Genomic DNA, 13,686 nt, shown 5'->3' with positions numbered 1-13,686 from the left:
CAGTATTCAACAAAAAAGCCTACCTGTTCTCCAGGTAGGCTTTTGAGATCTGTAATGATCTAGCGGAAGCTTGCCCGCCGGTTTACGGCCATACACTCACGGCAGTAAATGGGCTTTCTTCCGGTGGGCTTGAAAGGCACCTGCGTGGGTGCGCCGCAACTGGAACAAAAAGTATCGTACATTTGGCGATCCATTCCAGCTGCACCAGCGTTGTTGTGCTGCTTGCGCCGGCGGCGGCAGTCCCGGCAACGGGTAGGTTCATTCAGCAGACCTTTTTCAGCGTAAAAAGCCTGTTCTCCAGCGGTAAAAACAAAGTCTGCGCCGCAATCCCGGCAGGTAAGCACTTTGTCCTCGTAAGACATGAATACTCCTCTCCTTTCAGGGACTTACTGGTTCAGGGACCCAAACACAAACTACCCGCTCCCCCATCCAGGAGAAGAGTATTTGCCGGTAACCCAACCAGTTTGACTTAAAGCAATTATATCATAACGCTTTACCTGTGTCTATAGGGGACAAACCACCGTCAGCCCATCTAGCCCTGTGGCCTTTGCTTTTATATGCCTGGAAAATGTTTGTTCAGCCAGGCAAAAAGATTTTCCCAGACCTGTAGATAATGCCCGGTAAACTGGTGATCTCCTCCTTCAATCCATACCAGCTTTTTGGGTTCTCCGGCTGCCTCAAAGATCAGACGGGCGTCCCCGGGCGGGACCACGCCATCCCCGGTACCGTGGATGATTAACAGGGGACGGGGTGTCAGGCGCGCTGCTTCCCGGGGAACATCGTATAACTGGAGATCCCGGAAAAAAGCTTTCTTCAAATAGATGACGCCATTTTCCCCTGCCATGGTTACCATCTCTTCAGGGCTGTCCAGAGACTCGTCGGTGAATGAGGTGAAAAGGTCCATTAACCTGGCCGGGGCGGCCCAGGTACAAACCCCGGCTATCCGGTGATCCCTTGCTGCCTGGCAGATAACTGTGGAGCCGCCAAAACTGCGGCCGACGGTGACAATCTGGTTATAGCCTCTTTTTACCACCCAGTCGACTGCGCAGGTAAGGTCGTCAATCTGTCCTGATAAAGTTAGATCTGCAAAATTACCCTCGCTTTCACCATTACCCGAAAAATCAAAAAGCAGGGTCGACCACCCGCGCCGGCTTAGTTCGGTGCCAAGCTCCAGGGCACGCCCGCCTCCTTCCTTGCTTCCCGTAAAGCCGTGGCAGTTAATGATGATCCTACCTGTGTTCCCCGGAGCGACATATAATAGCCCGGCCAGGTTTAACCCTCGGGAGTTAACAAAATTTACCTTTTGCCAGCTGCCGGTCATTATTACCATCCTCTCTATTTTGGCATAAATTATCCGGAACTTGTCCTGCTTTAATATACCATTCGCTCCGGTTGCTTTATATCCTTTAAATCCTTGATGGGGTAGATAATTCAAAACAAGCGATTGCATGGTCCGGAATTTTATGTTATAGTTAAGCCATGCATTTTACATTAAGGAGGGCCGGATCATGCTTTGGGTTGGCACCACTACCAGGGGCATAACTATGATGGATTCGGGCATGGCTATGCGCGGCCTGATGTGCATGCCTTTTCTTTGATCTTGCCCGCAACCCAGTGGTGTGTCCTGGCCTGCCGAACCTATCGTTTGACTGAGCCACCTGTTGCGGGTGGCTTTAAATTTTTCGGTGCCGGGACGCCTCAAGTAGCAGAATCCATAAGGGGGAAGAGAACGTTGCTGGTAGTACAAAAATACGGGGGCAGTTCTGTAGCCACTCCCGAACACATCCGTAGAGTAGCCCGCAGGGTGGTGGAATATCGCCGGCAGGGACATCAGGTTGTGGTGGTTGTTTCGGCGATGGGGGATACCACTGACGAATTAATTGCATTAATGAATAAAGTATCCGATAACCCGCCTGAAAGGGAAGTGGATATGCTCCTGTCAACCGGGGAACAGGTTTCCATTGCCCTGCTGGCCATGGCTATTTCCAGATTGGAGGAGGATGTTATTTCGTTAACCGGATCGCAGGCGGGCATTGCTACCGATGGCGTGCATACAAAAGCACGTATTATTAAGGTTAATACCGAGCGTATTATCCGTGAACTGTCTGCGGGTAAAATTGTCGTGGTGGCGGGTTTCCAGGGAGTAAATGACGCCAACGATATTACCACTTTGGGGAGAGGCGGTTCGGATACCACTGCTGTAGCCCTGGCCGCGGCCCTGAAGGCTGATCTGTGCGAAATATATACCGATGTTGATGGTGTCTATACCGCTGATCCCCGTCTGGTTCCCGATGCCCGCAAGCTGCCCACCGTATCATATGATGAGATGCTGGAGATGGCCCACCTGGGAGCGGCGGTGCTTCACTACCGGGCTGTGGAATGTGCCAAGCTGCACGGTGTTACCCTGCATGTGCGCAGCAGTTTTAACCGCAATCCCGGCACCATTGTTAAGGAGGCTGGCGAAGTGGAAAAATCGATAATAGTTACCGGCGTAACCCATGATTTAAATATTGCCAAAGTCGCCCTTTTCGATGTTTACGACCGGCCGGGTATTGCCTGGAAAATATTCCATGCCCTGGCTGTGGAAAATATCAATGTAGATATGATCATTCAGAGTGCTATGAGGGATGGGTTAAACGATATTGCTTTTACCATCTGTAAAAGTGATTTGAAAAAGACACTTGCTGTCCTGGAAAATATCCGGGAACAGGTTGGTGCCACGGATTATACGTATGATGAAAATGTGGCCAAGGTTTCCATTGTGGGTTCCGGGATTGCTACCAATGCGGGAGTGGCGGCCATGATGTTTGAAGCCCTGGCCAGGGAAAACATTAATCTAGAAATGATTGCTACTTCGGAGATCAAGATCTCCTGTATTATTAAAGCACATGAAGTTTCCCGGGCTGTTCGTGCTCTGCATCGCAAGTTTATTGTTCCCGGTGATGATATGTGTATGGTCAGCGCTTGATTACGCTTGATTGGATACTTCAGATTTGCGATTGCTTGCGAACTTTCTTAAGTATATGATATAAGAAATTTACCGGAGGTGTGTGAAAAGGGATTTTAACCGAACTCTGGGGGAGTGGAACAGGTGGAAGAGCTCAAAAGGCATGAATACGAGATCTTAAAAATATTAAGCTTGGAAAATAAGCCCCTGGGTTCAGGTCAGCTGCGCAGGCTTTTACTTCAAAAGGGTTTTAACCTGAGTGAGGCCACTGTGGGTAGGATTTTAAGTGAGATGGACCGTAAAGAATTGACCGTGAAATACGGGTACCGGGGTCGCTCAATTTCCACCCACGGGCGAAAGGTTCTGGAAGATGTTGAAAGTGACAGTCGCCTGAATCATAACAGTTCCCGGCTGGTACGTATTCTTAACTCCCACAGACAGGAGGACCTGATCGATATGCTGGTTGCCAGGAGGGCCATTGAAAGGGAACTGGCCAGCCTGGCAGCCGTAAAGGCTACCGATGCGGAAATAGGTTTGATGGAATCCGTACTGCGGGAACAGGAAAGGCTGGCTGCCCAAAATGAGATGTCTGTGGAACAGGATCTCCGGTTTCATCGCCTGATTGCCAGTGCCGCAAAAAACAAAGTGCTGGCTGCGACCCTGGATTTAATCCGCCAGGGAAGGCAGATGTCCATGATCCTCGAATATATTCGCCGGGAAGTTAAGGGTAATCTGGCTGTGGAACATGCCCGGATTCTGAGGGCTATTATTAACCGGGATCCCGCTGAAGCGGAACGGGCCATGGTAGACCATATTGAAAGCCTCATTTCAGATGTGAAGAAATACTGGTCGCAAATGCGCAGTGATAATTCGGTGTGAGGTTTTTATAAAACCGTAGATTTTCCGGTAGGAGTTTCCTGCCGGATTTTTATTTTTATAAAAGTCTTAAGCCGGGAAGGAAATCGAAATAAGTTGTCGAACTATATAAGTACCTCATCATAGATGAGGAACACTTGCAAAAAAAACACCTCATCAAAAATAAGGTTATTGGGAAATGGGAGGGGGCAGCTATGGGCGATCCCTACAGTGAAAAGTTATTTCGCACCAGCCCTTATGCCCGGAAAAGGGATGTGGAAGGAAAGCTGGTGGTTGTCCTGCAGGGAAAGCTGGAGAACCGGGGATTGCATTTAATTACTCCCATATCCAGGGCTGTTTTGCAGAACGAAATTCACGAACTGATTGTAACCGATGAAGAAGAAGCGGGGCCGGGGAAAGAGGTTCAGAGAATAGCTTACCTGGGTTTTGTGGAGATTAAAAGCGGGGGGGTGCTGGTAAAAGGGGACGAGGTGGTATGCAATGATACGTTGCTGGGCCGGATTATCGGGTTTGATGAGACCCACCTGCCCAACCATCTGAATGTGGTGCTCTATGCACCCCACCGCCGGGATGGTGTAGAATTGGGTTTACAGCTGGAGGCAACAATTAAAATTAGAGGCAAGATGGGGTGATTAAATGTTTGAAGCAAAACTTCAAGCTATGGGGATAGAATTGCCTGTAGCGCCCAAGCCCGTTGCTTCCTACGTACCAGCAGTGAAAGTGGACCGGCTTGTTTTTACCTCCGGGCAGATTCCCTTCTGGAATGGTGAGCTCCGCTATAAGGGGAAGGTAGGAGGCGACCTGTCGGAGGAAGAGGGATACCAGGCGGCGCGTTTGTGTGTGTTAAACTGCCTGGCCGTGGTTAAACAGGTAGCCGGAAGCCTGGATAAGATTGAACGTATCGTTAAATTAACCGGCTTTGTGAACAGCGCCCCTGGATTTAACCGGCAGCCCTTTGTAGTTAACGGCGCTTCCGACTTACTGGGTGAGATTTTTGGCGAAGCTGGCCAGCATGCGCGGTCGGCAGTAGGGGTGAATGAGCTGCCTCTGGATGCGGCCGTAGAGGTTGAACTGGTGGCGTTATTGAAAGAAGCTTGAAAAAGGCAGTAATAAATGGTATTCTTGTCAAATTACACCGTAAAATATGAACCTGGAGCAGTATTCGCTTGTGACAGGCGGTGGACAGGAACCGGTACCCCCAGAAGGCGTTGCCCGGGGGTACCAGTTCTGCAGTTTGCTGCGTAAAGCGTTGGGTGGGGCGATTAACGTAATTTCCATATGCTTTTGGCCTGAGGTTCACGGGCTCTACAAGTTGGAGGTGTGCAAAGTTATACGGGCATCCACGGCTACCGCGCCCTGCGGGTCAACCAGGAGCGGGTTGATGTCCATTTCTACAATTTCAGGCCACCTGGTAACCAGCTGACCCAGGCGCAGGAGACATTCCACCAGGGCATCGATATTGGCCGGGGGCTGTCCCCTGAACCCCCGGAGCAGGCGGTAAGCTTTTGTTTCCCTGATCATGTCCAGGGCCTTTTCCCTGTCCACCGGCGCAATGGCAAAGGAAACGTCCCGGAACAGCTCCGTGTAAATCCCTCCCAGGCCAAAAACCAGGACCGGCCCAAAGGAGGGGTCCCGCTTGCAGCCCAGGAGAACCTCCACTCCACCGGGCCTGTAAGGCTGAATGAGCACTCCCTTGATGGTGGCCTGTGGTACCCGGGCAGAAACCACTTCCATCATCTCGTTATAAGCTGCTGCTACCTCCCGGTCATCCTTTAGATTAACCTTCACCCCGCCCACATCGGACTTATGGGAGATCTGCGGGCTGACAATTTTCATTACCACCGGGTAACCCTGGGAGCTGGCTATTCTTACGGCATCTCCGGTGCTGTGTGCCACCCGGGAAGGTAACACGGGGATGCCGGCAGCCTGCAGGATTTCCAGGGCGGCTTCATTTATGGTTGCCTGTCCTTCCGGCATGGCCACGGCAAGAAGGGAGTCAATGCGCTCCTCATGAAAATCGGTGAAAACTGCTGGATGTCCGGGGGCACGGCCTTTAATTTCATGCAGGTAGCGGTATAAAGTCGCCAGGGAGGCCATGGCTTTTTCCGGGGAAGGGTAGACCACCACCCGGTTTTCTTTTTCCATCCTGGCCGCCAGTTCATGCCGGTAATTGCCAAATATCCACAGGGCCAGAGGTTTTTCCGGGTGCCGGGATGCAGCCTGGTTGATGGTGCGGGAGATGTCCAGGCGCGGGTCTTCTTCCGGGGGTAAATAAGCAGGGCTGATAACCAGAGCTGCATCCACGCCCGGGTCCTCCAGGATCGTGTCCAGGGAGAGTTCCAGAATTTCCAGGTATCCCCTGGCCATACCTGCCGGCCAGATGTCCAGCGGATTATTTACCTCCATCCAGTCGGGGAAAACAGCAGCCAGCTTCTCCCGGGTTTTTTCGCTGAAACGGGCTACTTCCAGGCCGCAAGCGCTGCAGGCATCTATAGCCATGATACCCGCACCGCCGCTTATTGTTACCACGGCTATTCGCTGTCCGGGCATGGAGGGATAGGTGAGAAAAGTTTTGTTCAGATAGAGCATTTCCTCCACGTCCCGCACCCTGATGACTCCGCATTGTTTAAATGCGGCGGTGAAAACATGATCTTCGCCGGCCAGAGAACCGCTGTGGGAACTGGCGGCCCTGGCTCCGGCCTCGCTGCGGCCGGTTTTCAGGCAGAGGACGGGTTTTGTTCTGGTCACCGCGCGGGCAACTTCCATAAATCTATGACCATCTTTGATCCCTTCCATGTGCAGGTTAATTACCCTGACCCGGGGTTCCTGCCCCAGAAAGGCCAGGCTTTCGCTGAAACCAACGTCTGCCGCATTACCGATATCCACCCCCAGCCCGATGCCGCCGGTGAAATCGGCAGCACCCAGCAAAAAAATACCTGACTGGCAGATCATGGCCGTGTCGGCCTCTTTGCGTAGAAAGCCAATAAAGGAAGTATTCAAGTTTTCGTAAAGATTAACAACGCCAATAGTATTGGGCCCGACGAGGCGGGCTCCCGCGTTCCAAACGATTTCCTGTAATTCCTGCTGTGTTTGTTTTCCCCAGCTGTCAGCATCGGCAAAACCCTGAGTGATAACGATTATAGCTTTAATGCCCCTGGCTGTGCATTCCTGTATCACTTCCTTTACGGCTGTCCGTGGCGTGGAGATTACGGCCAGGTCGGGTGTTTCGGGAATCTCGCTGACCGTACGGTAAACCTGGAGGCCCAGCAGGGTTCCCCCCTTGGGGTTGACGGGATAGATGCGCCCCCGGTAACCGCCGGCCAGTACCTGCTCCAGGATATTGAAAGCCTGCAGGCCCGTCCTGGTGGAAACTCCAATGAGTGCTATTGACCGGGGTTGAAAGAAGGGAATGAGACTTTGCAGGTTTTCTACCATATTACTGAATAGCCTCCTCCTTATGTTGCTCTAACTGTTTTTAATTAATCTAAATCTTACCACAATAAGCATTATCCTGGTATAATTTTCGTAAAATAGGGGGAGGGAAAGCTGTTGTACCGGATATTGAAAAACGTAAAGGTTCTGGATTTGACGCGCCTTCTGCCGGGCCCTTATGCTACCATGATCCTGGCGGATCTGGGAGCGGAGGTGCTCAAGATTGAGGACCTGGAGACAGGAGATTACCTGCGGGGAATGGGGCCTCAGGTAGGGCGGGAAAGTGCCTGGTTTCACGCTGTCAACCGCAACAAAAAGTCCATGCGTTTAAATCTCAAAACGTTGAAGGGACGGGAAATATTTTTACAACTGGTCCGGGAGTACGACGTGGTGGTGGAAAGTTTTCGTCCGGGAGTTATGGAACGCCTGGGCCTGGGATATGAAATCCTTTCTGCTGCAAGCCCGCGGCTGGTTTATTGTGCTTTGAGCGGTTACGGACAGGACGGCCCTTACAGCATGCGGCCGGGACACGACATCAACTATATATCCATAGCCGGCGCCCTCGGCCTGACGGGTAGCCGCGGGGGGCCCCCCGTCCTGCCCGGGGTGCAGGTGGCCGACCTGAGCGGCGGGTTGATGGCAGTTGTGGGCATCCTGGCCGCCTGCATCAAGAATCTGCTGACCGGCTGTGGTGCCTACATAGATGTATCATTGATGGACACGGTGGTGTCGTGGATGAGCCTTTACCTTACCCAGTACCTGGCCGGGGCTGGCGAACCACGTCGCGGTGCGGAAGATCTGAACGGTGGCCGGGTGTGTTACAACATATACTCCACCAGGGACGGGCGCTATGTAAGCGTGGGCAACCTTGAACCCAGGTTCTGGGAAAACTTTTGTTATGCCGCCGGGCGGCCGGACCTGCTGCCCCTGCAGTACAGGGAGGATGAGGAGGCGCGGCGGGCGGTGCAGGAGTTTTTCAGCAGCAAAACGCTTGCCGAAATCATGGAGCTGTTTGGCCGGGTGGATACCTGTATTGAGCCTGTGCTGGATGTTAGTGAGGTGCCGGCGCATCCCCAGGTAAGGGCCAGAAACTTATTTATAAAGCTTCCCGCGGGTGAAGGGGTCATTACCACAGTTGGCCAGCCTTTAAAAATACACGGTGTGGAGAAAGAAGCTGATTCTTCGGCACCGGGGGCAGGGGAGCATACGGTGGAGATCCTGCGCCAATTGGGCTACCGGGATCAGGACATTGAGACCTTAAAATCCGAAGGGGTCGTGGGGTAGGGGTATCCTTCAGGTACGGGACTGCCGGTTGAAGAATTAAAAGTATTATAACTTTCAGTGAAGTTCAACAGGTAAGGTGGTGGAAAAACGATGCTGCCCGCAATCCTGCAGCACGGTAAGGGATACCACGAAATGGGGCCCATCAGGCCACCCAGCGAGGGCCGCGACCGCTCACTGCTCCTCCGAATTACCAGAAATTGTCCCTGGAACCGGTGCGAATTTTGCCGCACTTACAAGAATAAAACCTACGGCCTGCGCAGTGTGGCAGAGATTAAAGCCGATATCGATACGGTTAAAGCCCTGGCTGAGGAGCTCAAGGCCACTTCCTGGCGGCTTGGCTACCGGGGCACCATTAACCGGGAAGTGGTGGCTGCATTTATCAACGCCAACCCCTCACTTTACAGCGAGGCTTACAGCGAGCCCTCCATTGTACAGCGGCGGCTGGAAAGCCTGGCCAATGTTGTCCACTGGCTTTCCTCCGGGGCCAGGACTGTTTTTCTTCAGGATGCCAATGCTCCGCAAATCCGGACAGCCGAGATGGTGGAAATATTAAATTACCTCAAGGAAAATTTCCCCTCCATTGAGCGCATAACCTCTTACGCCAGGTCCAAGACCATGGCCAGAAAAAAGCCGGAGGACCTGAAGCGGTTGCGTGAGGCCGGTCTTTCCCGCCTGCACATCGGGTTTGAGTCGGGCTGTGACGAAGTGCTGGCCGGGGTGAAAAAAGGTACCACGGCGGCCGAGCATCTTTTGGCTGGCAAAAAGGTCAGGGAAGCGGGTTTTGAATTGAGCGAGTATTACATGCCCGGCCTGGGGGGAAGGAAATGGTCACAAAAGCATGCCGTTGAGTCCGCGCAGGTATTAAACGAAATTGATCCGGATTTTATCCGCCTGCGCACCCTTGTTCCCCGCCGGGGCACCCCCCTTTACGACAGGGTGCTGGCCGGGGAATTTGAGCCGCTGACAGAAGACGAAGTGGTGGAAGAAATTGCCCTGTTCCTGGAGCACCTGGACTGCCATGCTTACCTGGCCAGCGACCAGATGTGCAATCTTTTGTGGGAAGTAGAGGGACAGCTGCCCGGTGATAAAGCGGCTATACTGAACACCATCCATGAATATTTGCAAAAACCCCTTCATGAAAGGCTCAAAATTCAGCTGGAACGAAGGTTGTCCTCTTATCTCTTCATTGCCGGCCATCTAAAACCAGACCTGTCCGCCGATGTGGAAGCAGCCTGGGAGGCGGTTGACAGCCGTGCCCCCGATGCTCCGGTAAAAGTTCAAAAAGTGCTGGATATCGTTAAGGCAGCTTTTATATAATAGGCTTTAAAAAAAGACAACCAGCCCCTTGCATTGCCGGTTTTTTTTCATTATAATTATGGCTAAAATTATATGTCGAAAGTCAATGAAGGGGAAAAGTAGACCGGAAACAGTTCTCCAGGGAGGGGGCGCCGGCGACTGGAAGCGCCTCCAGAACATGACCGGTTGAAGTTCTCCCCGGAGATGCAGGCTGAAACCCGCGCCTGCGGGCAAGTAGGTCGCGCCGGAGTCTTCCCACGTTACCGGGAAGGGGGTATCGGAAAAACTTTTCCCGTACCCTGCAAGAGGTGGGCCGTTTTTTGCGGTCAAGTAGGGTGGTAACGCGGAAAGCAAATTGCTTCTCGTCCCTAGGTGCGAGAAGCTTTTATTTTTCCCGTTGCTGCGGGGTGTTTTTCCCGTACCCTGAACGAGGGGGCCGGATTTTTCCGGTCAATTGGGGTGGTACCGCGGAAGCCCGCTGCTTTCGTCCCCGGGATGAAAGCGGCGGGTTTTTTATTTTATCTGAATGGAGGGGTGAAAATGGTAGTAGTTATGGACGGGCGGGCTTCTGCCGGGGAGGTCGAGGCGGTAATCTTGCGCTTGAAGGAGCATGGCTTTTCTCCTCACCCCATTTATGGGGTCAGGCGGATTGTTATTGGTGCTGTCGGTGACCGCCGTACCCTCGATTCGCTGGGACTGGAAACCATGCCGGGGGTGGAAAGGGTTGTGCCGATTATGAAGCCCTACAAGCTGGTCAGCCGGGAGGCCAGGGAGGAAGATACCGTGGTCCGGGTGGGCGGGGCGGCCATTGGAGGTAACCAGCTTGTGGTCATTGCCGGACCCTGTGCCGTGGAAAGCCGGGAGCAGCTGCTGGCGGCGGCACACAGGGTGCGGCAGGCCGGAGCGGTTATCCTGCGGGGCGGCGCATTCAAACCCCGCACTTCACCCTACAGCTTTCAGGGGTTGGAAGAAGAAGGCCTGAAACTGCTGGCGGAGGCGGCCCGCCAGACCGGGCTGGCTACGGTTACCGAAGTGGTTGACGAGTACAGCCTGGAGCTGGCCGTGCAGTATGTGGATATGCTCCAGGTGGGGGCCAGGAACATGCAGAACTTCCGCCTCCTGCAGGCGGTTGGCCGTTCCGGCAAGCCGGTATTGCTTAAACGCGGCCTGTCGGCTACGGTGGAAGAGTGGTTGATGGCGGCGGAGTACATCATGTCCGAAGGTAACGAGCAGATAGTCCTCTGCGAGCGGGGAATTCGTACTTTTGAACAATCCACCCGCAACACCCTGGACCTGAGTGCTGTACCGCTGGTGAAATCTTTAAGCCATTTGCCGGTCATTGTGGATCCCAGCCATGCCACGGGAGACCGCCGGCTGGTAGGGCCTATGGCCAGGGCAGCGGTGGCTGCCGGTGCCGACGGTTTGTTGATTGAGGTTCATCCCGAACCTGCCCGGGCCCTCTGCGATGGTCCCCAGTCCCTCACACCGGCGCAGTTTGCTGCCCTGATGGAAGAATTGCGGGCCGTGGCCGCTGCTGTTGGCCGGGCTGCATGATGAAAGGAGCAAAGACATGGTGAAAAGAATCGGGTATCTCGGTCCCTGCGGCACCTTTTCCGAGCTGGCCGCGCGGCAGTATCTGGCCCGGCAACCAGCGGGAGATGTCCGGCTGGTAGCCCTGCCCTCCCTATATGAAGTGCTGGCGGCAGTGGCCCGGGGGGAGGTGGCCGAAGGGGTGGTGCCGCTGGAAAACTCCAGCGAAGGGGCGGTCAACCAGACCCAGGATCTGCTGGTCCATACCTTCCCGGACCTGCGCATAAAAGGGGAAGTCATCCTCCCGGTGGTTCACTGCCTTATGGCTCCTCCGGGGGTAAAGCTGGAAACAATTGAAAGGGTGCTATCCCATCCCCAGGCCCTGGCCCAGTGCCGGGAGTTTCTTTCCCGGCACCTGCCCGGAGTTCAGGTAGTGGAAACCGCAAGCACGGCCGCTGCCGTGCAACTGGTGGCTTCCACGGGTGCTTCGTGGGCGGCCATTGGTCCCGCGGCGGCTGCCCGGGAGTACGGACTGGAAGTGCTGGTGGAAAAAATCAATGACTGCACCGGCAACGCTACCCGGTTCGTGGTGGTGGGACATGAGGACTGTCCCTGGTCGCCGGGGTGTAAAACGACCCTGCTTATTTCCGTGGCTCACCGTCCGGGAGCTCTTTACGAGGTGCTGGGGGAGTTTGCCGCCAGGGGGATCAACCTGACGCGCATAGAGTCCCGGCCTTCCCGGCGCCGTTTTGGGGAGTACCTTTTCTTCATCGATCTGATGGGCCACAGGTGTGACAGGCCGGTTCAGGAGGCACTGGCAGCAGTGGCCCTGCGTGCTGGTTTAAAGGTGCTCGGTTCTTATCCCGCGGACGACCGGGGTATGCCGGGAGATGCTGGTTTTCCTCCGGAAGAACTAAAAGAGCCTGCCGGCGGCATTTCAGGGGCTGCTTCCATTAAAACCGGGTCTGCCGGGAAGGCAATGCTTCCATCCCATGCACGACGGGAAAAAATAGAGAAATTGCGGCAGGCCATCGATAATGTGGATGAACAGGTGGTGGAATTGCTGGCCCGGCGCAGTGCCCTGGTGGCCTGCCTGGGAAAACTGAAGGCAGGTATTTACCCGGTACGGGATCCTCACCGTGAATCCCGGGTCCTGGCCCGGGTGTCCCACCTGGCCCGGTTGAAAGGGATGGACCCCGCAGTGGTGGAGGAAATATACCGCCTGCTCATCCGGTATGCTGTGCGCCTGCAGGAACAACAGCAGGTGGAGGAACGCACTTCCTGCAGCCCCCCCTGCCGCTGACTTTTAAGGCCGGGTTTCCCCGGCCCTTTTGAGCAGTTGCTCCTGATTCAATTTTTACTCTTTATCTTTTCTTTCTACCTGTCCCGTTTTGCAGGACATCTGCCACTTTACTGCCTTATTGGTTCCGTGCCTGTGGGCGCTTTCCAGCTGGGCCTCCTGGGATTTGATTTCCCTTGGCCGGGGGCTGCCCGGCGGGCGGTGGAGGTCGGCAATGGTTTCGGGTCTCCGGTACCCTTTGTCTCCGGGGATATAAGGTTTGGTCATGGGGTACCCTCCTTCATTGATTTTTAGTATTTTGATTTCGAAGATTATTTTTACCCCGCCCTTTATACCCTAATCTCCTGTGCATATATAAATAAAAAAGTAAACCTCCCCTTTGAAGGGGAGGTGCAGTGCGTCGCCTGCCTAGTGCAGGGATTTTTTATATTCCCTGGCAAGTTCGAATATTTTTTCTAGCTCGGCCCGGGTTTCCTCGTCAAAAAGGTCCTTTACTGAAAGCATATGTTCCGTGAGCTTATCGGTAACGTATACCGGTGCCGCTGCCCGCAGGGCCAGGGCCACCGCATCGCTGGGCCGGGCGTCCAGCACCAGACCGTGTTCCGGCAGCGCCAGGTGGACTTCCGCGTAAAAAGTGCTGTCTTTCAGGTCGGTAATGACAACCTGTGAGATACGGGCACCCATGGCTTCACAGGCGGACTTGAACAGATCGTGGGTCAAGGGACGGGGTACGGCTATTTGTCCCAGGGCTACGGCGATAGAATGGGCTTCCAGCAACCCTACCCAGATGGGTAGTACCCTTTCTTCCTCCTGATCGGTCAGCAGGATAATGGGATTGCCCGACATATCATAGGCAATTCCCTTTACATTGACACGGATCACCGTTCCCACCTCCGTATCGCTTGACCGGGTGAACCGCCTAACCTGTTCGGGGACTTACTGTTATTTTATCATTAACTTATTAACTTTAAAATATCCGGGGCAGTTTTTGAACCGGACCGGCGTATTTTCCACCCGGAAT

The 13,686-nt window shown here is 54.0% G+C and carries 13 protein-coding genes; 8 read left to right on the top strand and 5 right to left on the bottom strand.

Going from position 1 to position 13,686, the window contains the following annotated elements; all coding sequences use genetic code 11:
* Positions 1 to 59 precede the first annotated feature (59 nt).
* Positions 60 to 362 carry a zinc-ribbon domain containing protein gene (locus tag BR83_RS0100220; protein WP_027355380.1) on the bottom strand — a complete coding sequence of 101 codons (303 nt, stop codon included), beginning with the start codon at positions 360 to 362 and terminating at the stop codon, positions 60 to 62.
* A 191-nt stretch (positions 363 to 553) separates the two neighbouring features.
* Positions 554 to 1,321 carry an alpha/beta hydrolase gene (locus tag BR83_RS0100215; protein ID WP_027355379.1) on the bottom strand — a complete coding sequence of 256 codons (768 nt, stop codon included), beginning with the start codon at positions 1,319 to 1,321 and terminating at the stop codon, positions 554 to 556.
* Positions 1,322 to 1,732: 411 nt separating this feature from the next.
* On the opposite strand from BR83_RS0100215, the gene BR83_RS0100205 reads away from it, so the two are divergent.
* From BR83_RS0100205 to BR83_RS0100190, 4 genes are all read left to right on the top strand, one after another.
* On the top strand, positions 1,733 to 2,968 hold the full coding sequence (locus BR83_RS0100205) for an aspartate kinase (protein ID WP_027355378.1): 1,236 nt from the start codon (positions 1,733 to 1,735) through the stop codon (positions 2,966 to 2,968).
* A 123-nt stretch (positions 2,969 to 3,091) separates the two neighbouring features.
* Positions 3,092 to 3,826 carry an FCD domain-containing protein gene (locus BR83_RS0100200; RefSeq protein WP_034634222.1) on the top strand — a complete coding sequence of 245 codons (735 nt, stop codon included), beginning with the start codon at positions 3,092 to 3,094 and terminating at the stop codon, positions 3,824 to 3,826.
* Positions 3,827 to 4,017: 191 nt separating this feature from the next.
* Entirely contained in the window at positions 4,018 to 4,455 is a 438-nt protein-coding gene (locus BR83_RS0100195; protein WP_027355376.1) for a DUF6917 domain-containing protein, read from the top strand.
* 4 nt (positions 4,456 to 4,459) lie between these two features.
* The gene (locus BR83_RS0100190) at positions 4,460 to 4,921 is read left to right on the top strand and encodes a RidA family protein (RefSeq protein ID WP_027355375.1); all 462 of its coding nucleotides are present in this window, start codon (positions 4,460 to 4,462) and stop codon (positions 4,919 to 4,921) included.
* A 207-nt stretch (positions 4,922 to 5,128) separates the two neighbouring features.
* On the opposite strand, the gene BR83_RS0100185 is transcribed toward BR83_RS0100190, so the two are convergent.
* Complete coding sequence (locus tag BR83_RS0100185; RefSeq protein ID WP_051617699.1) at positions 5,129 to 7,258, bottom strand: acetate--CoA ligase family protein; 2,130 nt, start codon at positions 7,256 to 7,258, stop codon at positions 5,129 to 5,131.
* A 114-nt stretch (positions 7,259 to 7,372) separates the two neighbouring features.
* On the opposite strand from BR83_RS0100185, the gene BR83_RS0100180 reads away from it, so the two are divergent.
* From BR83_RS0100180 to pheA, 4 genes are all read left to right on the top strand, one after another.
* A complete protein-coding gene (locus BR83_RS0100180) occupies positions 7,373 to 8,539 on the top strand; it encodes a CaiB/BaiF CoA transferase family protein (protein WP_034634126.1) in 1,167 nt (388 codons plus the stop codon).
* 90 nt (positions 8,540 to 8,629) lie between these two features.
* On the top strand, positions 8,630 to 9,856 hold the full coding sequence (locus BR83_RS14605) for a radical SAM protein (protein WP_051617698.1): 1,227 nt from the start codon (positions 8,630 to 8,632) through the stop codon (positions 9,854 to 9,856).
* 519 nt (positions 9,857 to 10,375) lie between these two features.
* Positions 10,376 to 11,389 carry a 3-deoxy-7-phosphoheptulonate synthase gene (gene aroF, locus BR83_RS0100170; RefSeq protein ID WP_027355372.1) on the top strand — a complete coding sequence of 338 codons (1,014 nt, stop codon included), beginning with the start codon at positions 10,376 to 10,378 and terminating at the stop codon, positions 11,387 to 11,389.
* 16 nt (positions 11,390 to 11,405) lie between these two features.
* Positions 11,406 to 12,668 (top strand): prephenate dehydratase, encoded by a 1,263-nt coding sequence (pheA, locus tag BR83_RS16240; protein ID WP_157832933.1) that lies wholly within the window; start codon positions 11,406 to 11,408, stop codon positions 12,666 to 12,668.
* Positions 12,669 to 12,722: 54 nt separating this feature from the next.
* Here the strand turns inward: pheA and BR83_RS0100160 are convergent, their stop codons facing one another.
* Positions 12,723 to 12,932 carry a hypothetical protein gene (locus tag BR83_RS0100160; protein WP_034634125.1) on the bottom strand — a complete coding sequence of 70 codons (210 nt, stop codon included), beginning with the start codon at positions 12,930 to 12,932 and terminating at the stop codon, positions 12,723 to 12,725.
* Positions 12,933 to 13,073: 141 nt separating this feature from the next.
* Entirely contained in the window at positions 13,074 to 13,547 is a 474-nt protein-coding gene (locus BR83_RS0100155; protein WP_027355370.1) for a bifunctional nuclease family protein, read from the bottom strand.
* Positions 13,548 to 13,686: the final 139 nt, after the last annotated feature.

This window comes from Desulfofundulus thermocisternus DSM 10259 (assembly GCF_000686645.1).
Lineage (GTDB): Bacteria > Bacillota > Desulfotomaculia > Desulfotomaculales > Desulfovirgulaceae > Desulfofundulus > Desulfofundulus australicus.
Note: the sequence above shows the minus strand (reverse complement) of the source record. Positions and strands in the feature narration are given on the sequence as shown.